A 19,506-nucleotide genomic window follows, 5' to 3' on the forward strand; every position below is an offset into this window, starting at 1 on the left:
TTAAATATCTCAGCTATTTCTATTCTATCTCTAAATTCTCTTTATACTTTCTCTCTGCTTCTTTTAGACTGTCTTCGTCAGGTAAGAAATACCATAATCCGTCTTCCATAGTTTCTCCAGTACCCTCTAATTGAATACGTTCAACATTACGGCGTGCACCATTATATTTAGTACCGATATCTTGAATATCTGCCATCGTTAAGTCTGTTTTTACATTGTAGCCAAGTGTGTCTACAATCGAGTTAATTCTCGTAATTGAACCAACGGATAATAACTTTTGACCTAATGCCTCAACGACGAGTTGTTGACGATCCTGACGACCAAAGTCACCACCAGAACCTTCTTCATAACGACTTCTCGTAAACGCGAGAGCCTCTGTACCATCCATGTCATAAGGTAATCCCTTTACATACGAATTCCCTTTTACAGTAAACGTAGCATTACTTGTAACAGTAACACCACCAACGATATCTATTAGATCCTTAAGGCCATCCATATTAATGCTTACATAGTGGTCTATCGGTACATCCATTAAATTCTCAAGGGAATCCTTAGCCATACTTGGTCCACCATATGCATATGCGTGGTTAATTTTCTCAACCGTACCATTCCCTACAATTTCAGCACGCGTATCTCTCGGGACACTCACCATTACTGTTTTGTCAGTATTTGGATTCACTGATAAAAGAATAATCGAATCCGAACGTTCTCCAAGTCCATCTCGAGATTCATCAGAGTCAATACCGAATAAAGCGATCGAAATCGGGTCTTTTTTATCAACATTTACATCTTCTCTTCTAAGTTTAGAAGCTTGTCTCTCTTCCGTACCTTCATTAATACTCGTACTCAATTGGTTTAACTTATAAAAAGTAAACCCTGCAAAAGCTGCACCTGCGATAATAAATAAAAGAAAACATGTGATTAGTACTTTTAGCCATACAGGCATTTTCTTTTTACGACGTCTACGTTTTCTTATCTTTTTTGGTTGCTCTTCCATAATCATGAGACACCCTTTCTAATGTTTCACACCATGTGAAGTTACAATATTCTTCAAAACTTTAAATATAATATACTCACTCACCTTTTCTATGCATGGGATTTTGAGTTATTAGCATAATTAATTATCTTCTCTTTTGTGAAAGATTCCTTTAAATCTTCAAGAAAAACATTAACTTCATCAGTCGTTACAGTTCCTACTTTCCCTCTATATATACCCTCATACACTTGTTCTGGATGTATCTCGTCTTCATTTAACAACTCTTCAAACAGTTTCTCACCCGGTCTAATACCAGTGAACTCTATACCAATCTCCTCTTGACTATAACCACTTAAACGGATCATTTTTCTCGCGAGATCTACTATTTTAACTGGTTCACCCATATCTAGAACGAACACTTCTCCACCTTCTGCAAGTGCACCTGCTTGTAGTACAAGTCGTGATGCTTCTGGTATTGTCATGAAGTATCTCGTCATTTCTGGATGTGTCACTGTTACTGGTCCACCCGCTTCTATTTGTTTTTTAAATAGTGGGATTACTGATCCTCTTGAACCAAGTACGTTTCCAAATCTTACTGCGACAAAGTCTGTCGTACTGTCTTCATCATTTAAGCTTTGAACAATCATTTCTGCGACACGTTTTGTTGCACCCATGACGTTTGGTGGGTTTACTGCTTTGTCTGTTGAAACCATCACGAATTTTCTTACGCCTGCTTTTTTGGCCGCTTCTGCGGTATATTTCGTTCCGAAGATGTTGTTTTGTACCGCTTCTTCTGGGTTGTATTCCATAAGTGGTACGTGTTTATGGGCTGCTGCATGGTAAACTGCAAATGGTTTATATTTCTCCATAACTTTTTCCATTCGCTCTTTGTCTTTAATGTCAGCAATTATTGGCACGATGTCGATTGCTTCTCCATATTGCTCAGTGAGTTCTCTATGTATTAAGTATATACTGTTCTCACCGTGTCCTAAAAGGATAATTCTTTCCGGTCCAAACTTGCATATTTGTCTGCAAATCTCTGAACCAATAGACCCACCTGCGCCTGTGATGAGTACTACCTTCCCTGTTAATTGTTTTGAAATCATTGCTGTGTCTAGTTCTACCGGTTCTCTTCCGAGTAAGTCTTCCACTTCTACTTTCTTTAGTTGACTAACTTCTAGCTGACCAGACATTACTTCCTCGATATTCGGCATTCTTAATACTTCTACACCCATACCTTCACATTTTTTTGCAATTTCATTATATCGATTATTTTTTAATGAAGGTATCGCAATAATCACTTTTTTAATTTTATATTTTGATATAAGCGAAGGAATATCTTCTCCTGTCCCTTGTACTTTAATCCCTGTCGTTATAGACATTCCTTGCTTATTTAAATCATCATCTACTACCGTTACTGGCTCCATTCCCATATAAGGAGTTGTAAGCATTTGACGTATGAGTAAGGATCCACCTCTACCTGCACCTACGATAAGTGTTGGTATTTTCTCAATATCTTTATCTGATAAAAATTGCTTTCTTATGATTCTCCATGAAAGTCTTGAGCCTCCAATTAATAGAAGGTGCATCATCCATGTTATAAAATATAATCTAAAAAATGGGGGACTCTGTGTAAATAATGATACTAATATCATCGTCGATATCATAGAAGCTGAAACAGCTTTTACAATGAGTAGCAATTCGTTTACACTTGCATATTCCCATGCTCGATGATACAAATTAAACACAGCAGAGAATACATGATGACTGACTAGTAAAATTCCGGCGGTTAATAAAAGTTTGCTAAGCAAGTAACCTTCAAAATAAGGCTCTAGTATGTAATAACTTAAGTAAATTGAAAATGTCACTATTAATGAATCTATAAGCATTAATAGAAAAATTCTAAATTTAATAGATGGTGGCTTCATGAGAATCTCCTTTCACGTTAAAAAATGCCTAAAAACTTTTTACGTTGTGTAGGCTCTTCTGGTCGGTTCGTATAAACTCTTTCTTTATTTAAAAGACTTTCAGCATTTTTGATCATTTGATTCAATTCATCATGATATGCTTTTAGTTTCTTATTTCTAAATAGACTATCCATTATAAACGGACGACTGTCTACGTTATGTGCATCGGATGCTATAAAATGAACTAAATTATAATCAATCATTTGTAAGCTCACTTGTTGAAGCTTCTTCCCTAAGCCACCGTTTAATGATGTTGTCGTCAGTTGAGCGAGTGCTCCACTGTTAACGAGTTCATATAATAGTTTCAAATCATTTGCGATCGCCTTATTTCTTTCTGGATGAGCGATGATTGGTGTATATCCTCTTTTTTGTAATTCGAATATTATCTGCTTCGTTGAAGACGGTACATGACCTGATGGTAATTCAATTAAGATATATTGAGAGTTCGCTAAAGCAATCGCCTGATTCGAATCTAACTCTTTAAACAATTCATCTTTAATTCTTATTTCTTGTCCAGGATGTAAATTTATACCGATATCTTGAACTTCTTTTTGAGCTTTAAGAAATTCGAGTCCTTCATAAACATTTTTTGCTTCATTATCCCAATTCGGATGTAAATGATGAGGTGTAACGATAATATCAGTTACACCTTCATTTTTTGCTTGCTTTAAAAGTTCAATCGCATCTTCTAAATTTTTAGGTCCATCATCAATACCAACTAAAACATGTGAATGTATATCTATCATTATTCTTCTCCATAATAATAGTAGTAACTGCTTGTAGACTGATCTAACGTCGCTTTATTTAAAATGACGCCAAGTATTTTTGCTCCTGATTTCTCAATTAATTCCTTAGCTCGAATAACTTCATTACGGTTATTTTGAGACGCATCTATAACAAGTACGGCATTATTAGCTAGTTTAGTAAATAGTTGAGCATCTGTTACTGTGAGAATCGGCGGTGTATCTATAATAATCATGTCGTACTGTGTCTTTAACTCTTCAAATATTTCTTTAAAACGTTCTGAAGCAATTAACTCTGACGGGTTCGGTGGTATTGGACCCGCCGTAAGTAAACTTAAGTTATTTACACGAGTCGGGATGACGTAGTGTTCAATAGGTTCTCCTTCAACGATTGCTGTAGATAGTCCACGTGCATTCGGCTCTTGGAACAGATAATGTTGAGTAGGCTTCCTCATATCTCCGTCAATAATTAATGTTTTCATGCCTGATTGTGCATATGTAATTGCTACATTTGAAGTAATTGTTGACTTTCCTGCATCTGGTCGTTCTGCTGTGATTACGAGAGCATTCACGTTACCATCTGGCGTTGAAAACGTGATATTAGTACGTATTCCTCTAAACTTCTCACTTAAAACAGACTTCGGATTTTCATATGTTTCTAATGGGTTTATTGTCTTCTTTTTCTTAGCCATATAACTATTTCACCTTTTCTATACTACCGAGCACTGGTAAATCTAAGTATTCTGCAACGTCATCTTCATTTTTAATACGTTTATCGAGTACCTCTTTTAAAAAGATGATAAGCGCAGCAAGTATAAATCCTACAAACATACCAACCGCGACATTAACTAGTGTTCTCGGTTCTACTTGTTCTCCATTTCCTTCTGCAACAGAAAGAATTGACACGTTGTCGACATTCATAATGTTTTCTACATCTTCACTGAAGACTTCTGCGACTGTGTTTGCGATCGTGTTTGATAATTCACTGTGTTCACTCTTAACACTGATGTTTAACACTTGAGAGTCCGACTGACTTGAAATATTTAGCATATTTTGAATTTCTGTAGTCGTATACCTATTATCTAGACGATTTGAAACTTCATCTAAAATACGTGGACTTTTAATAATCTCTGAATACGTTTGAATCAGCTTCAAGTTTGATTGAACTTGCTGACTTAATATCAAGTTCTCATTCTCTTTTTGGTTGACCAGTAATTGAGTCGTCGACTCATATTTTGGTGTAATTAAATACATAGAAATCAGTAACGCAATGATTCCAAATAATAATGGTAAAGCTACAATTGAAAAAAAGTTTTTCTTAATAATTTTAAATAAATCTTCTAAATCTATTGTCTGTTCCATTTCTTCCTCCGAGTATGTTTATATATCGTTATTATATATATATATCTATTATGTATCAATATGTAATAACGTTCCTTTTTTCGCTTGAAGATAGTTATCCTAATTTATTCTAATAAAGTACGGAACATTCTACCTATAGTCATCCACACATGACATAAAGCCAGCTCTCCATCTAAATTGAGCTGGCTTTACATCCCCTACGCTTTCTCTACAGTTTTACGGCGCTCTCTGAGTATCATGATCGTTAGAACAATTATTATACATGTCACATTTTTAAGAATAAAGAAATCGGTAACGCATGTACAGCTAGTCCGAGTGCGAGCGCGAATATTCCGTATAGCGGGAATTTCATCGCAAATTGTGCGAGTACTGCACCGAATATTGCCGGTAATACAAACGGGAATATATTCTGCACGCTTTCTGGGATTATCGTTAATAACCATAATCCAAATAGTATTACAGGTATTAAAATGATTTTGTTAACGAGGCTCGCCATACTAATACCGAGCGTTGCGACGATTTCTCCTTTGTCTGTCCCAGGTTTAACACCGACCGCATCTTGAGATGCCGCTGCGGCTGGCAAACACATGTTAGAGATATTTGCTGAGAAAAACGCGATATATGTCCCCGGCACACCAAGTACTGCTGTCATATCCATCTACCTCCTATATAAGAAATGCCCAGGGAAAACCTGAGCATTCATAATTACGCCTCTAAACGATCTACGGTTATTTCTCCGATAGACTTTGCACATATGAGTAACGCTTGTTCATTAATCTCAAATTTCGGATGATGGTTTTGATATGCATGTTCAACGTCTTCTGGTTTTGCACCGACGTTAATATATGTGCCAGGTGCTTTTTGTAAATAATACGCAAAGTCTTCAGACCCTGTAAGTGGTTCTGTCACTTGTACGTCTGTTAAATAGTCTCCAATACTATTTTTCAGTAACTCTCTAACGTGTTCAGATTCTTTTGGATGGTTATATAACACTGGGAAATGGAAGTCGTAATTCAGGTCACATTGTACGTCAAATGCTTTCTCTAATCCTTCGACCATATCTTTAAAACGTTCATAGACGAATTCTTTATTTTCTTCTTGTAAATAACGCACTGTTCCGCGGAGTGTTACTTTGTCTTGTACGACGTTATAACCACCAGTAGCGTCCTCGAAAGAAGTAATTGAAATAACCGTCATATCTAACGGGTTCATATTTCTAGATACAATCGTTTGAATGTTTGTAATAAAATAACTCGCTGCTACGAGTGCGTCTCTCGTTTTATGCGGAAGCCCACCGTGACCGCCACTTCCTTGAATGACTAAATCAAAGTTTGAGCATCCTGCCATCGCATTACCTGTCGCAAATTGGATGACCCCTGTGTCGAACATTGGGAAAACGTGCGCGCCGTATACTTCATCTAAATCGTCTAAAATACCAGATTCTACAATAGACTTCGCACCACCTGGCGGAACCTCTTCAGCGTGCTGATGAATAACTTTAATCGTACCGTCCCATTCATCTCTTAACTCATAAAGAGATTCTGCAAGGATCAACATATACGCAGTATGCGCATCGTGACCACACGCGTGCATGACACCTTCATTTTTAGATTTAAACGGCAAGTCCGTTTCTTCAGTCACTGGTAGTGCGTCGAAATCTGCACGAAGTCCAATCGTCTTTCCTTTATTTTTACCGTTAATTTCAGCGATAATACCGTAACCATTTCCTACATGTGTCGTCACTTTTACGTCTTTATCTTTATAGAAATCCGCTATAAATTGCGCTGTTTTTTCTTCTTTAAAAGATAATTCTGGATACTGGTGTAAATGACGACGAATGTCGATCATCTTATTTTCTTTTTCTTCAAGCTTTTTAAACAATTTCTCTTTAAGACTCATAACAAGCCCTCCGTTTTTTCTAATTTGCATTTTTTAAAATATCATAAATCGACGCGTTAATAATCGCAATTCCTGGTTGATATGGCATCACGAGTCCAGAAATCATCACTTCTTCCCACGTATACTCTTCCATCGTAAATAGAATTTCACCCGCTTCGATTTTTTGTAAAAATGCGTGACGTTCTTTTTCTTCCATCGTTTCTAATATTAATTTTAAGACATCTCTATTTGTTAAGTGTTTACTGATCATATTAATTAATTGTGATCGTGTTGTTGTTTCTTCGAATTCTATATTCAAATAACTCGCGATCATATATAGCTGCTCTTCTCGAGTGAGCATGTTGTAATATTCGATAATTGGATATTCAAATAAGTTCACCGCTGTCGTATACTCCGCATGATTTAAATCGACATTGTTTAGGTGGATATCTTCTCTTACTGTTGGTAATTCAATTTGTCTACCAAAACTTCGTAATATACCGTCGATGACCTCTTCATGAATGACACCTTCATCTTCACCAATAAACAATAGATGATGGTTAAAAGTAAGATACGGATATTTGTCTAAATCAAATGGCACAACTTGTACATTTGACTCATGGTGAAAGTTTGAAAATCGTGTAATCAACTCAATTTCGTCTGGTGTGAGTGATTCTGATAGTATCGATAAGTATTGATAACTCATTGCCTCTTCGATTTTTTCATCGATTAATTTATATAAATTCGTCCCTTGTTCACCTGTCTTTTTAAGATGAACATCTGTTAAATACATGTTGTAAAACGTTGCGAGATCCATGTTAGTCTTTCCTCTTTTCGTAATACGGTCGTTCCTGGTGTATGATTTTTGCGATATGTGCGTTTATTGCTGTAATCGGATAACGCTCTCGATAATTCCTTGTACGCGCGCGTTCGTACACGACTTTATAGTCGATATGGTCTGGACGTGAAAGTATTTCTAGCATCGATTTTACTTTATCGATATCTCCAACGTTATCTATCGGAGTCTCACCTGAATGAGAAATCACGCGCGGTGCGTAATGTTCTGTCGTCACGGTTTTAATGAGTGATACATTCACTTTATATAGTTCTTCACTTTTATAATGGAACGTAAACATTGGATGTGCTTTTAACATAGCATCAACTTGTATAAACGATGCATCTATACCGTCACCATTTTCGTAAAACTTTTGCCCGTTAAACGAAATGTAACTTCCATGATTATTCCAAATAAAGCTCTCTTTTATAATTTCAATCAATTCTCGACCGCTTAAACGCGTCGGAATAATGACATTTCTCGTAATCGATGGTATTTGATCGATAACTAATAATAATTCATAGCCGTTAAAATATTTACTTTCGTCGACCGACGTGATACTGCTAATATCAACGTCTTTTAGAGTATTTAAGACGCCTTCATGCATGACTAAATAATCGCGGTGGACTTGTACCAAAATTCCAAGTGACTTTGCCTCGTGCCACATCGTTTTATTGTCATACACGTGAATGTTCTTCTCTACGTTTTCTTTTAACTGAAGCACTGTTTCGTTTGGCAAAAGACTGAGTGCGTGCGATATATATTCTTTCGTCTTTAAATAGTTCACGACTGTTTCAATAAAACTGTCTTTATACGATCCATAATGTGTGATATTTAATTTTCGAATTATGTCTCGTAAATGTCGACTCGTTAAATTATCATACAACCATAAAATATTACCCGTATAAATCGGTGTTAATTTATAAATATCACTCGGCGCCTCAATATCGCTATCATCTAACATCATCTTTACATCACTAATTAAATCTTCACTGAGCAATGTGTCATAAATTTTCTTTATGATATCAAAATGAGTAACAGAGCCTTCAGATGTATCGATGATATACTGAAACTCTTTTAACGGAAGAAGTTCTTCACTCTCTTCAACATAAATGACGTCCTGACCTTCATTCTCCATTTTTAAACGTTCTACCAGCTTAACTTCAGCCATAGATAGCGAGTGAACGAGTGTCTGAATCTCTTCACCATTATTTAGTTTCTGTAATTTAAATTCGACAAAATCATCGACCGTAGAAAACTCCGTATTGTACCAAATGAGTGCACGGTACAGCATATCATCTTTATAATATGTTTTAAAAAACGCACGTAGATCCATATCATCACCACCATTATCATTACATTCATTTTATCATTGTTTCACTTAAAAGATAAAAGAACCGATTACACTTAAACGAATAGAAAAAAGAGCTTGAACACAACAGATTGTTGTTTCAAGCTCTTCATTTTAAATACGATTATTTTTTATTTGTTTTCCATTCGTTAAACGTTTCAATTTCACCTGTTTTATTTAGACGCTCTGGGTAATCATGTTGCCAGAATACTGCGTTTGGTATTTCTTCTTTAGAAGGTGAATATAACGCGTAGTTTCCAGACCCTTTTTCTTTCATCTGTGACTCGTAGTCTTTTAGTGCCCGTACGGCTGGTTTAAACAGTATCCATATTGCGACTAAGTTTAGCCAAGCCATCATACCAACACCTAAGTCCCCGAAGTCCCACGCGAGTGCTGCCGTACGAATTGTACCGAACACTGTCGCGAAGATGAGTAATGCACGTACAAAGTTGATCGCAACTTTTGTAGCATTATCACTCAAGTTCCGAGTTAGGTAGGAGATGTTTGTCTCTCCCATATATGAGTAAGCTAAAATCGTTGTGAATGCAAAGAAGAATAATGCGACCGCAACGAATTTAGAGCCTAATCCTGCAAATGTTGGATCAAAGACATATGATGCGCCTTCAAATGCTTTGTCTACCCCTGCTTGAACGTACATCGCTGTTCCTGAGTAATCCTTTGTACCATCTGCTGATTGAACGTAAACTTCACCATCAAATAGTAAGCTAGGACGTCCGTCTGCTAACGTTTGACCGTCTGTTGTGTTATACGTTCCTGAGAGTAAAATGATTAACGCTGTTGCTGTACATACGAATAACGTATCGATATATACTGAGAATGATTGTACTAACCCTTGCTTTGCAGGGTGAGAAACTTCTGCAGCAGCTGCAGCGTGTGGTCCTGTTCCTTGTCCTGCTTCGTTAGAATAAAGACCACGTTTTACACCAATTTCAATCATCGCACCTAAAATACCACCGAACGTTGCTTCTAAGTTAAATGCTGATTTAAAAATTAGTGCGAACATCGCAGGTACGTCTGCAATGTTAATTACGATAATGACAATTGCCATTAAAATATAAATAATTGCCATGAATGGCACGATTGCTGTTGCAACGTTTGCGATAGATTTTAATCCGCCGAATACGATTAAAGCGAGTAAAATCGCAAGAACTGCTCCGACAATCCAGTGTGGGATGCCCCATGCGTTATGTAATCCTGACGCGATTGCGTTTGATTGTACCCCTGGTAGTAACAGTCCTGTTGCAATTACCGTTACAATCGCAAAGGTAATCCCTAAAATCTTACCGAACTTATTGTTAATACCGTACTCCATGTAGTACGCAGGTCCCCCGCGGTATTCTCCGCGTTCTTCACGTTTATAGATTTGTCCGAGTGTCGATTCAATGAATGCTGTACTCGCACCTAAAAATGCTGTCGCCCACATCCAAAATACCGCACCAGGTCCACCGATGAAAATAGCTGTAGATACTCCGACGATGTTACCAGTACCAACACGTCCCGCTAGTGATAGAGAAAGTGCTTGGAAACTCGTAATCCCTTTCGGTGAGTTTTCTCCTCTAAACATTAAACGAATCATCTCTTTAAAGTGTCTCAGCTGGAACACCTTTAACATAAGCGTAAATAAAATCCCCGTTAGTAAAAGCCCATAAACGAGAGGTTTACTCCATACGAGATCTAATAAAAACGCTACCAAATTATCAAGAAAATCCATGTGAATTCCCCCTAACATAAGTTTTATAAATATATTGCTATTATAATATTTAATGTAAGCCTTTACAACTATTTTTAGGAAATAAAATGACAAGGCCTAATTTATTTAGACCTTGCCATATTTTTGTATTACTTATATATATTTGATCGATGACCTACCGAGATAATATTAATAATAATTTTATTATCATCAATAATAGATATTATTCTGTATTTTCCTACACGATATCTCCAGTACTCATTTAGAACACCTTTTAGATTTTTACCATGCTTTCTAGGATTTTCAGTGTTTTTTAAATTTTTCTCTATCCAACTAATTAAAAGCTTACTTTGAGATTTATCTAATTTTTTCAGTTCTTTAACTGCTCTTTTACTGTATATAACTTGGTATTTCATTAGAAACCTAAGATATCTTTAACTTCATCATGTGTATACGTGACTTCAGAAGTGTTATCATTTTGCTCATATTCTTTGATTAAAGCCATATCGTAGTCGTCTTCCATCTTCTCTTTAAGAGTTTCTTTTAATATTGTTGATAGAGGCATATCATGAATCTCTGCATATTCATTGAATAGCTTGTTTTCTTCATTGTTAAGTCTAACAGTAACTGTAGGCATTTAAAACACTCCCCCTTCGTGTATCACATTGTAACACATTTTGAGTGTTAAGTCATCTTATACAATTGAATATAACATTCCCCTATGCTTCTGGTAATTCTGATATACCGATATTTGTCATTTCGTAAGGGTTGAGTACGTGATCGAGCTGATTTTTTGTGAGGATGCTGTGCTCGAGTATAAGTTCACGCACACCTTTTCCTGTTAATAGTGCTTCTTTTACGAGTTCTGATGACTGCTTGTAACCGATATGTGGTACGAGCGCCGTGATGACTCCGAGTGATTCGTTGACGTAGTTTTCCATGATTTCTTTGTTTGGCGTAATTCCGACAACACAGTAATCTGTGAATGCTTTAAATCCGTTATGCATAATGTCGATAGACTGTAATAAGTTATAGACGAGCACTGGTCCCATAACGTTTAACTCGAACTGTCCCGCTTCTGACGCGAGTGATACAGTTAAGTCATTTCCGTATACTTGGAACGACACTTGGTTGATCATCTCAGGCATTACCGGGTTCACTTTACCTGGCATAATCGATGAACCTGGTTGACGTCCTGGTAATTTAATTTCATATAAACCAGCTTTTGGTCCAGACGCCATCATACGAATGTCGTTTGCAATTTTTGACATGTTCGTCATCATAATTTTTAAGCTTGCAGACACTTGTACATAACTATCTGTAAACTGCGTTGCGTCGACTAAGTTATCTGCAGAAACTAAGTCATATCCTGAAATTTCGCTTAACTCTTTAACGACGTGCTCGATATATTCAACACTCGCATTAAGACCAGTACCGACAGCTGTCGCACCGATATTTACTTCTTTTAAATCTTCAAGCGTATGACGAATACGTTTTTTATCGCGTCCAATCGCACGAGCATATGCACCAAACTCTTGGCCGAGACGAATTGGAATCGCATCTTGTAAATGCGTACGCCCCATTTTAATGTAGCCATCAAACTCAATTGATTTTTCTTTAAACGCTTCTTCCATATGTTCGATTACGTCGAGCAGTCGCTCCGCGCGCATCATAATCGCTAAGTGAATTGCTGTAGGTACAGCGTCGTTTGTCGACTGTGCCATATTTACGTGGTTGTTTGGAGAAATATAATCATAATCTCCTTTTTCTCTACCGAGAATTTCAAGCGCGCGGTTTGCGATCACTTCGTTTGCGTTCATATTCATTGACGTACCAGCGCCACCTTGAATCGAATCGACGATAAAGTGATCGATATGTTCACCGTTAATAATCTCTTCAGACGCTTCAACAATCGCGTTCTTTTTATCTTCTTCTAATTGGCCTGTTTTATAGTTTGCAATCGCTGCAGCTTTTTTAACCATCGCTAATGCACGAATTAAATCGATATTTAACGTATGTCCTGTAATTGGAAAGTTCTCTTTTGCACGTAGCGACTGACATCCGTAATATGCATCGTTTGATATTTCTTTTTCACCAAGGAAATCAGATTCTATTCTTGTATTCTGAGCCATAATTTACCCTCACTCTATTTTAAAATCATTGAATCTATATCTTTTTTAAATTCGTTTATGACGATTGGTCCTTCTTCTGATGCAAATATCGCGTCTTCAATACGGACTCCGCCGTATCCTTCGATGTAAATACCTGGTTCAATCGTAATAACATTACCTTCTTTTAGTTCGTCGTGGTTATTGTCGTCTACAGATGGTCTTTCATGTAAGTCATGACCGAGTCCGTGACCGACTCTATGCGTAAAGTACTCTCCGTAGCCGTCGTTTTCAATAACGTCTCTCGATGCTTTGTCGATGTCACTAAACTTCGTACCGACTGTACTTGCTTTAATACCTGCTAAGTTTGAGTTTAACACTGAGTTGTAAATTTCTCGTTGTTTTTCATCTGGTTCTCCGATGAAAAACGTACGTGTCATGTCTGAAACGTAATTCTCTTTTGTGACGATACCGAAGTCGATGAGTAAAAAGTCTCCTTTTTTAATGACACGGTCTCCTGAATCACCATGTGGTAACGCTGATTTACTACCTGCAAGTACCGTTGGTCCGAATGATGGTCCAACTGCACCGCGCTTTTTAAATTCCGCAACTAAAAAGTCAGCAATTTCCATTTCAGTTTTACCTTCAACAGTAATATTGTATAACTCTTTGAGTGTGTCTTCTGTAATTTTTACAGCGTCTTGTAGATGTACTAAGTCTTCGTCATTTTTGATACCACGTAGTTCGCTTAACGTATTTGAAATATCTTTGATGTTTTCATCATCATACTTTTCAAGTAGACGTTTATATCGGTCATACGTTAAATGATCGCCCTCAACACCAATCGTTTTACCTTCAGGAATGCTTTCAAATATATATTGAAATGCATCTTCACCGTCTTTATGTGGTTTTAACACATCTACTGTAGCATCTCTCTTCACTGTTTCTTCATCGAGTTTTGGATAGACAATCGTCGATTGTTTATTTTCTTTATCGATGATGAGTGCGAGTAGACGCTCGTGTGGGCTAAGGTTAGCCTCTGAAAAGTAAAATACGTTCATCGGATTTGTAATAATCGCGTAATCCGTTTCTAGTGTTTCTGTAAGACTATGTGCTTTTTGATTCATTAATGATTCTCCTCATTTAAATATTTTTTAAACCAATCTGTCATATATTCAAGACGTTTAACTCTTAAATGTGGAAGACCCGTTCTTGAAAGGTTATGGTCCGCATCAGGGAAGCGAACAAATTCCGCTGTCTTTTTACGATATTTAAGTTCGATATATAACTGCTCCGCTTGCTCGATTGGACATCTAAAGTCATACTCACTGTGTAAAATGAGTAATGGCGTTTCTACATTGTCGACATATTTAAGCGGTGAATGGTGCCATAACGTGTCGATGTCATCGACGCCTGCTTGAATTTGCCAATCTGTAAAGTAGTATCCGATATCTGATACGCCTCTAAAGCTAATCCAGTTTGAAATCGAACGCTGTGTCACGGCAGCTTTGAAGCGGTTCGTATGCCCGACGATCCAGTTCGTCATAAATCCGCCGTAACTTCCACCAGTTACACCGAGTCTATCTTCATCGATAAAATCATACGTGTCTAATACGTAATCGACTGACGCCATCACATCTTTATAATCTGTGTTACCGTAGTCTCCGCGTACGTGATCGACAAACTTCTGAGAGTAACTATGAGAACCGCGTGGATTTGTAAATAATACTGCGTATCCAAGTCCTGCTAACACTTGCATTTCATGGAAGAATGTATGTGCGTAAAACGCATGTGGTCCACCGTGCACGTTCACAACGAGCGGATATTTTCCTCCATCTTTAAATCCAGCTGGCTTCATAAACCAACCGTGAATTTCTTCATCGTCAAAACTGTTAAAGCGAATCGATTCTGGCTCAACGATTTCCTTTGAGTCGACGAATTCTTTGTTTACTTCAGTGAGTTGCGTCAGTGTTTCATTGTCTAAATCGAACTGATATAACTCACTCGGTGATACTGGTGTAGAAATCGTTAAATATACCGTATCATCACTAGCATCCATTCCGAAAATGTTGTGCTCACTTTGAAGTAACGGTCGAACTTCTCCGTCGATGTTCCCTTTATAAAGATTCACTGCACCATCTTCAGAAAGTAAGAACACAAAATCATGATTCGATACAAACTTAACGACGCGTGACTCTTCAGATTGTTGAACGTCTTGAACGACTGCTGACCCAGTTGGTCGGTCGAGTTTACCAGTGACGTCTGTCAACGTAAAGTCGTCAAGTGATAATAACTCAATAGTTAAGTGTGCTGCGTTTTTATAGTTATAATCTGTCGTTAAAAGTAATGCGTGTTTTTCATCTTTTGATACTTCAACGCCGTAAACTGATTTGTCTTGAAGCGTTACGACTTTGTCTTCGCCGTTACGACGAACGTATAGCGTGTTCGTAAAATTGAAGTCCGGGTCGTCACTTTCATTCGTCGTGTAAATGATGCCGTCAGATAACTCTGCCATAAACAAATAATCCGCTTCACCAGAGCAAACGGTTTCAACTTCACGTGTGTCGATATCTATTTTCTTAACGACTTGCTTCTTTTCAGGTACATAACCAAACGGTCCTGGTGCACCGTCGATTTTGTATTTCATGTTCGTAATATGTACGGGTTGCTTTTTGTCGTCTTTCTTATCATCGTCTTCTTTTTTGTCGTCTTCTTCTTTAACATTTACATGATAAAATACTGCCGTGCCGTCGTTAGAAAAACGCGGCTCTGATACGCCCTCGTCTTCAGACGTTAACTGCTCTCTTTCCCCACCAGTACGTCTTAATAAAAAGATTTGTGGCTTATCGTTATCTCCTTTAGCGACAAATAACGTTAAGTTCCCGTCGTTAGAATGATCGACTTGCGAGATGCGCCCTTTATCGAACGTCAGCTGCTTTAAGCCGAGCTCTGTCGCTTCGTGTAGATGCGTGACGTAATTGTTATCTTTTTCGTTTATCGTTGTGACGTAATACGTCACACCATGTCCAGGAATCGCCTTTGGCGCACTCACGGATTTGATGTTAAAAATATCTTCGATTGAAATGTGCTTCATAAGATTCTCCCCTTTTAAAATAATTTTATCATGTTTTATATCGTCTTTTGAAGAAATCTCTTATACATTAAAAATAATATAAGTGGCACACTAAAAATACTAAGTAAGACGCCGGTTGGAAGTTGAATCGGTGACAAAATCGTTCGCGCGATTGTGTCGACCACACCGAGTAAAATCGCACCGTAAAATCCAGATAATATAAACAGCTCTTTTGCTTTTCTTGGTCTAATGTACTGAATCATTTGTGGCACGATGATTCCTATAAAGCCGATAATGCCTGTAAAACTAAGTAGTACGAGTGACGGAATCGCCATGACTATCAGTAACTTTAGCCGTAATTTAGAAACGTCTACACCAAGACTAAACGCACGTAATTCACCAAGCGTCAGTAAGTCGAGGTCTCGTGATGATTTAAATAACACAACAAGGCTGACGATAAAACAAACGAAAACGAGGCTTATAAATTCATATCGACTGCCTGAAAAACTACCGAACATAAATTGTACAATTGATTTCGTTTTCGTCGGATCGAGCATAATGATGATGTATAACACACCACTTAACAACGTCGAAAATAATACACCTGTAATGACGAGTGTTTCTGGTCTCAACATTGAATCGATTTGCTTTGCGATAAAAAGCACTAAAAATAGTGAGATGAGTCCCGCGACGACACCAAATAACGGGATGAAGTAAAACGATGCACTAATATAAATCGCGATTGCCGCACCGATGACTGCACCGTTTGCCATACCGAGCGTAAAACTATCTGCCATACGGTTATTTAGTAAAATTTGAAATACCGCACCACAAATAGACAGTACCGCGCCTCCAAGCACCGCAAATAAAATTCTCGGAAGCCGAATACTATACACGATATTAAAATGCCCCTCAAATACGTTAATTGTCCCGATAACTAAAGATGCGAGTATAACTCCAATGAGTATACTCGCAAGCGCTACATATTGTTTATTCATGGACACATTCCGCAATGTCTTTCATCGCTGAAAGAATACGTGGACCTGGTCGAGAGATTTCATCGACATTTGGTACACATAATTTTTCTTCATCTGTAAACGGCATGTCTTTAAATGCTTTCTCATCGTTTACGACATGACTCACCTGTTCTTTGGAAATACCTGTTGCAGAAATGAGGTACTCTGGACTTCTTTCAACGACCGCTTCAACATCGACCATCGGGAAGTCTTGTAAGTCGTCGAACACGTTTACGATGTTAATGTCATTTAACACACTACTCATAAACGTATCATTGGCTGCGACGTAAATGTCAGGTGGCGTAGTGATTAACACAAACGCTGTTTTTTCATCGGTATTTTTATATTGTTCAATGAGTTGTTCACGCTCATCTTTCATTTTTTCAACGAGTGCATCACTTTTATCTGATACATTTAAAAACTCACCAATCTGTTTAATTGACGTAAATACGTCGTCGAGCGTTTTCGCATCGTTAATGACGAGTAATTCTGCATTCGTTGCTTCAACGATTTGGTCAATTTCAGCTTTCGCACTTTCACTTATAGATTCGTGTGAAATAATATGTGTCGGTTTTAACTGAATTACTTCTTCAGGGTTGATGTTAAAAGTATCGATTTTTGCGATGTCGCTGTCATTTAGAGACTCTGGATAGTTGTCTACTGATGAAATACCGACAAAGTAATCCGTACCGACAAGCTCATTTACGATTTCCGTGTTACTCGGGATAAGTGATACGATACGTAAACTCGAATCATCTTCTTGGCTACATGCAGATAACATAAAAATTGCTATTAGTAATAAAACACGCTTCATAGACAAATACCTCACTTATATTTAGTTTTACATCGATTTTGGTGCGCTCACGCCGATGATTGTCAGTGCGTTTTCAATCGTTTGACGTACCGCTTCAATCATTAATAAATACGCGTATGTTTTTTCTTTGTCTTCGCCGAGCACTTTTTCTTGGTTGTAGAATTTGTGGAATTCTGATGCAAGTGTTTCGACATAATTTGTAATTCTATGGTTTGCGCGGGCTTCAGCCGCACTTTCGATCGTACGCTTAAAGTTACCGACTTGCTTTAATAACTCAAGTGCTTGAGGGTGCGTGATCACGTCTAGTGATTTGCTTCTATCTAAGTTAAATCCTGCTTCTTCTGCTTGTTTTAAAATGCTACAAATTCTCGCGTGTGCATACTGAACGTAATAGACCGGGTTTTCGCTCGACTCTGATAAAGCTAAATCTAAGTCAAAATCAAACGGCGTGTCTGCACTACGCATCGCTAAGAAGTAACGTGCAGCATCGACACCAATTAAGTCCATTAACTCTCTTAACGTCACCGCATTTCCTGTACGTTTACTCATCTTAACTTCTTCGCCATCTTGAATTAAACGGACCATCTGCATAATTTCTACTTGTAATTTCTCAGGGTCTTCACCGAGCGCACCAATCGACGCTTTAATACGGTTAATGTAACCGTGGTGATCTGCACCAAATAAGTCGATTAATAAATCATAACCACGTCTTAATTTGTCGTAATGGTACGCAATGTCTGGCATGAAGTACGTGTATGTCCCGTCCGTTTTTCTAAGGACGCGGTCTTTATCGTCTTTCCAGTCCGTCGTTCTTAACCAGATCGCTTGATCTGCTTCATACGTATGACCGTTTTTCGTCATAATTTCTAACGCTTCTTCGACTTCACCTTTTTCGTATAGTGACGTTTCACTAAACCAGTTATCAAATGATACACGGTAGTCTTGTAAGTCTTGTTTTAATTGCGCCATTTCATATTCGACACCGAGCGCTCTAAATTTAGAGATACGTGTTTTTTCATCTAAATCTTTATATTCAGGATGTTCGTTTTTTAAACGTTCTCCGATCGCTTTAATATCTTTACCACGGTAGCCGTCTTCAGGCATTTCTAACGGCTCTCCGAACGCTTCAAAGTATCTTGCGTTAATAGATAATGCTAAATTATGAATTTGGTTCCCCGCGTCGTTTATATAGTATTCACGCGTGACATCGTATCCCGCGTAGTCTAAAATATTCGCTAACGTATCACCGACTGCTGCGTTTCTTGCGTGACCGACGTGGAGTGACCCTGTTGGGTTCGCAGAAACGAATTCTAATAATACTTTTACGTCTTTTTTCTCACTACGTCCGTAGTTTTCTTTTTTATCGAGGACTTCATCGATAATTTTAGTGAGGGAGCCTTCGTTCATTTTAAAGTTAATGAACCCTGGTCCAGCGATGTCGATTTCACGGATATCGCCTTTTTCTTTATCGATATGTTGAACGATTTCCTCTGCGATTTCACGTGGATTACGCTTTAACGTACGCGTGAGTGCCATTGCGATATTCGTTGAGAAATCTCCGTTTGATTTATCTTTTGGGATTTCAATTTTAATGTGTGGAATTTCTTCTACTAATTCAGATTGTTTGAGTGCGTCTTCAATAACCGTTACTAAATGCGCTTTTAAGTCCATA

Annotated in this window: 18 protein-coding genes; all 18 read right to left on the reverse strand. The window is 37.8% G+C overall.

The genetic code is table 11. From position 1 onward, the window contains the following. Nucleotides 1-19: 19 nt before the first annotated feature. On the reverse strand, nt 20-997 hold the full coding sequence (locus BBS29_RS04535; protein WP_068129424.1) for an LCP family glycopolymer transferase: 978 nt from the start codon (nt 995-997) through the stop codon (nt 20-22). A gap of 89 nt (nt 998-1,086) precedes the next feature. After that, the gene (locus BBS29_RS04540; RefSeq protein ID WP_068129426.1) at nt 1,087-2,904 is read right to left on the reverse strand and encodes a polysaccharide biosynthesis protein; all 1,818 of its coding nucleotides are present in this window, start codon (nt 2,902-2,904) and stop codon (nt 1,087-1,089) included. Between the two features lie 17 nt (nt 2,905-2,921). Next, entirely contained in the window at nt 2,922-3,689 is a 768-nt protein-coding gene (locus BBS29_RS04545) for a tyrosine-protein phosphatase (RefSeq protein WP_068129427.1), read from the reverse strand. Continuing rightward, a complete protein-coding gene (locus tag BBS29_RS04550) occupies nt 3,689-4,378 on the reverse strand; it encodes a CpsD/CapB family tyrosine-protein kinase (RefSeq protein ID WP_068129429.1) in 690 nt (229 codons plus the stop codon). The genes BBS29_RS04545 and BBS29_RS04550 overlap by 1 nt, the downstream gene beginning before the upstream one ends. 4 nt (nt 4,379-4,382) lie before the next feature. Continuing rightward, nucleotides 4,383-5,048, reverse strand: a complete 666-nt coding sequence (locus tag BBS29_RS04555) for a YveK family protein (protein ID WP_068129431.1) — start codon at nt 5,046-5,048, stop codon at nt 4,383-4,385. A 265-nt stretch (nt 5,049-5,313) separates the two neighbouring features. Then, the gene (locus tag BBS29_RS04560) at nt 5,314-5,700 is read right to left on the reverse strand and encodes a hypothetical protein (protein ID WP_179853830.1); all 387 of its coding nucleotides are present in this window, start codon (nt 5,698-5,700) and stop codon (nt 5,314-5,316) included. Nucleotides 5,701-5,753: 53 nt separating this feature from the next. After that, nucleotides 5,754-6,947, reverse strand: a complete 1,194-nt coding sequence (locus tag BBS29_RS04565; RefSeq protein WP_068129434.1) for an amidohydrolase — start codon at nt 6,945-6,947, stop codon at nt 5,754-5,756. A gap of 19 nt (nt 6,948-6,966) precedes the next feature. Then, a complete protein-coding gene (locus BBS29_RS04570) occupies nt 6,967-7,743 on the reverse strand; it encodes a hypothetical protein (protein ID WP_068129436.1) in 777 nt (258 codons plus the stop codon). Between the two features lies 1 nt (nt 7,744). Next, nucleotides 7,745-9,097 (reverse strand): IS1096 element passenger TnpR family protein, encoded by a 1,353-nt coding sequence (locus tag BBS29_RS04575; RefSeq protein ID WP_068129438.1) that lies wholly within the window; start codon nt 9,095-9,097, stop codon nt 7,745-7,747. Between the two features lie 139 nt (nt 9,098-9,236). Beyond that, a complete protein-coding gene (locus BBS29_RS04580) occupies nt 9,237-10,844 on the reverse strand; it encodes an alanine/glycine:cation symporter family protein (protein ID WP_068129441.1) in 1,608 nt (535 codons plus the stop codon). A gap of 128 nt (nt 10,845-10,972) precedes the next feature. Next, on the reverse strand, nt 10,973-11,239 hold the full coding sequence (locus BBS29_RS04585) for a type II toxin-antitoxin system RelE family toxin (protein ID WP_068129443.1): 267 nt from the start codon (nt 11,237-11,239) through the stop codon (nt 10,973-10,975). Beyond that, on the reverse strand, nt 11,239-11,460 hold the full coding sequence (gene relB / locus BBS29_RS04590; protein WP_068129445.1) for a type II toxin-antitoxin system RelB family antitoxin: 222 nt from the start codon (nt 11,458-11,460) through the stop codon (nt 11,239-11,241). Before relB ends, BBS29_RS04585 begins: the two co-directional genes overlap by 1 nt. Nucleotides 11,461-11,542: 82 nt before the next feature. After that, the gene (gene aspA, locus BBS29_RS04595) at nt 11,543-12,955 is read right to left on the reverse strand and encodes an aspartate ammonia-lyase (protein ID WP_068129447.1); all 1,413 of its coding nucleotides are present in this window, start codon (nt 12,953-12,955) and stop codon (nt 11,543-11,545) included. A 14-nt stretch (nt 12,956-12,969) separates the two neighbouring features. Next, on the reverse strand, nt 12,970-14,058 hold the full coding sequence (locus BBS29_RS04600; RefSeq protein ID WP_068129449.1) for a M24 family metallopeptidase: 1,089 nt from the start codon (nt 14,056-14,058) through the stop codon (nt 12,970-12,972). Next, nucleotides 14,058-16,025 (reverse strand): S9 family peptidase, encoded by a 1,968-nt coding sequence (locus BBS29_RS04605; protein ID WP_068129451.1) that lies wholly within the window; start codon nt 16,023-16,025, stop codon nt 14,058-14,060. Before BBS29_RS04605 ends, BBS29_RS04600 begins: the two co-directional genes overlap by 1 nt. A gap of 35 nt (nt 16,026-16,060) precedes the next feature. Beyond that, entirely contained in the window at nt 16,061-17,002 is a 942-nt protein-coding gene (locus BBS29_RS04610; protein WP_068129453.1) for a FecCD family ABC transporter permease, read from the reverse strand. Then, nucleotides 16,995-17,834 (reverse strand): ABC transporter substrate-binding protein, encoded by an 840-nt coding sequence (locus BBS29_RS04615; protein WP_068129455.1) that lies wholly within the window; start codon nt 17,832-17,834, stop codon nt 16,995-16,997. The genes BBS29_RS04610 and BBS29_RS04615 overlap by 8 nt, the downstream gene beginning before the upstream one ends. Nucleotides 17,835-17,861: 27 nt before the next feature. Continuing rightward, a complete protein-coding gene (argS, locus tag BBS29_RS04620) occupies nt 17,862-19,505 on the reverse strand; it encodes an arginine--tRNA ligase (RefSeq protein WP_068129456.1) in 1,644 nt (547 codons plus the stop codon). Between the last annotated feature and the right edge of the window lies 1 nt (nt 19,506).

The sequence above is a fragment of the Nosocomiicoccus ampullae genome (assembly GCF_001696685.1).
GTDB classification, from domain to species: domain Bacteria; phylum Bacillota; class Bacilli; order Staphylococcales; family Salinicoccaceae; genus Nosocomiicoccus; species Nosocomiicoccus ampullae_A.

Bases quoted from the DNA above. Each gene is read 5' to 3' on its own strand.
- BBS29_RS04560 (WP_179853830.1), bottom strand. From the start codon at position 5,700: ATGACAGCAGTACTTGGTGTGCCGGGGACATATATCGCGTTTTTCTCA.
- BBS29_RS04580 (WP_068129441.1), bottom strand. From the start codon at position 10,844: ATGGATTTTCTTGATAATTTGGTAGCGTTTTTATTAGATCTCGTATGG.
- BBS29_RS04610 (WP_068129453.1), bottom strand. From the start codon at position 17,002: ATGAATAAACAATATGTAGCGCTTGCGAGTATACTCATTGGAGTTATA.
- relB (WP_068129445.1), bottom strand. From the start codon at position 11,460: ATGCCTACAGTTACTGTTAGACTTAACAATGAAGAAAACAAGCTATTC.
- BBS29_RS04605 (WP_068129451.1), bottom strand. From the start codon at position 16,025: ATGAAGCACATTTCAATCGAAGATATTTTTAACATCAAATCCGTGAGT.
- BBS29_RS04565 (WP_068129434.1), bottom strand. From the start codon at position 6,947: ATGAGTCTTAAAGAGAAATTGTTTAAAAAGCTTGAAGAAAAAGAAAAT.
- BBS29_RS04550 (WP_068129429.1), bottom strand. From the start codon at position 4,378: ATGGCTAAGAAAAAGAAGACAATAAACCCATTAGAAACATATGAAAAT.
- BBS29_RS04545 (WP_068129427.1), bottom strand. From the start codon at position 3,689: ATGATAGATATACATTCACATGTTTTAGTTGGTATTGATGATGGACCT.
- BBS29_RS04555 (WP_068129431.1), bottom strand. From the start codon at position 5,048: ATGGAACAGACAATAGATTTAGAAGATTTATTTAAAATTATTAAGAAA.
- BBS29_RS04540 (WP_068129426.1), bottom strand. From the start codon at position 2,904: ATGAAGCCACCATCTATTAAATTTAGAATTTTTCTATTAATGCTTATA.
- BBS29_RS04575 (WP_068129438.1), bottom strand. From the start codon at position 9,097: ATGGATCTACGTGCGTTTTTTAAAACATATTATAAAGATGATATGCTG.
- aspA (WP_068129447.1), bottom strand. From the start codon at position 12,955: ATGGCTCAGAATACAAGAATAGAATCTGATTTCCTTGGTGAAAAAGAA.
- BBS29_RS04615 (WP_068129455.1), bottom strand. From the start codon at position 17,834: ATGAAGCGTGTTTTATTACTAATAGCAATTTTTATGTTATCTGCATGT.
- BBS29_RS04585 (WP_068129443.1), bottom strand. From the start codon at position 11,239: ATGAAATACCAAGTTATATACAGTAAAAGAGCAGTTAAAGAACTGAAA.
- argS (WP_068129456.1), bottom strand. From the start codon at position 19,505: ATGGACTTAAAAGCGCATTTAGTAACGGTTATTGAAGACGCACTCAAA.
- BBS29_RS04600 (WP_068129449.1), bottom strand. From the start codon at position 14,058: ATGAATCAAAAAGCACATAGTCTTACAGAAACACTAGAAACGGATTAC.
- BBS29_RS04570 (WP_068129436.1), bottom strand. From the start codon at position 7,743: ATGGATCTCGCAACGTTTTACAACATGTATTTAACAGATGTTCATCTT.
- BBS29_RS04535 (WP_068129424.1), bottom strand. From the start codon at position 997: ATGGAAGAGCAACCAAAAAAGATAAGAAAACGTAGACGTCGTAAAAAG.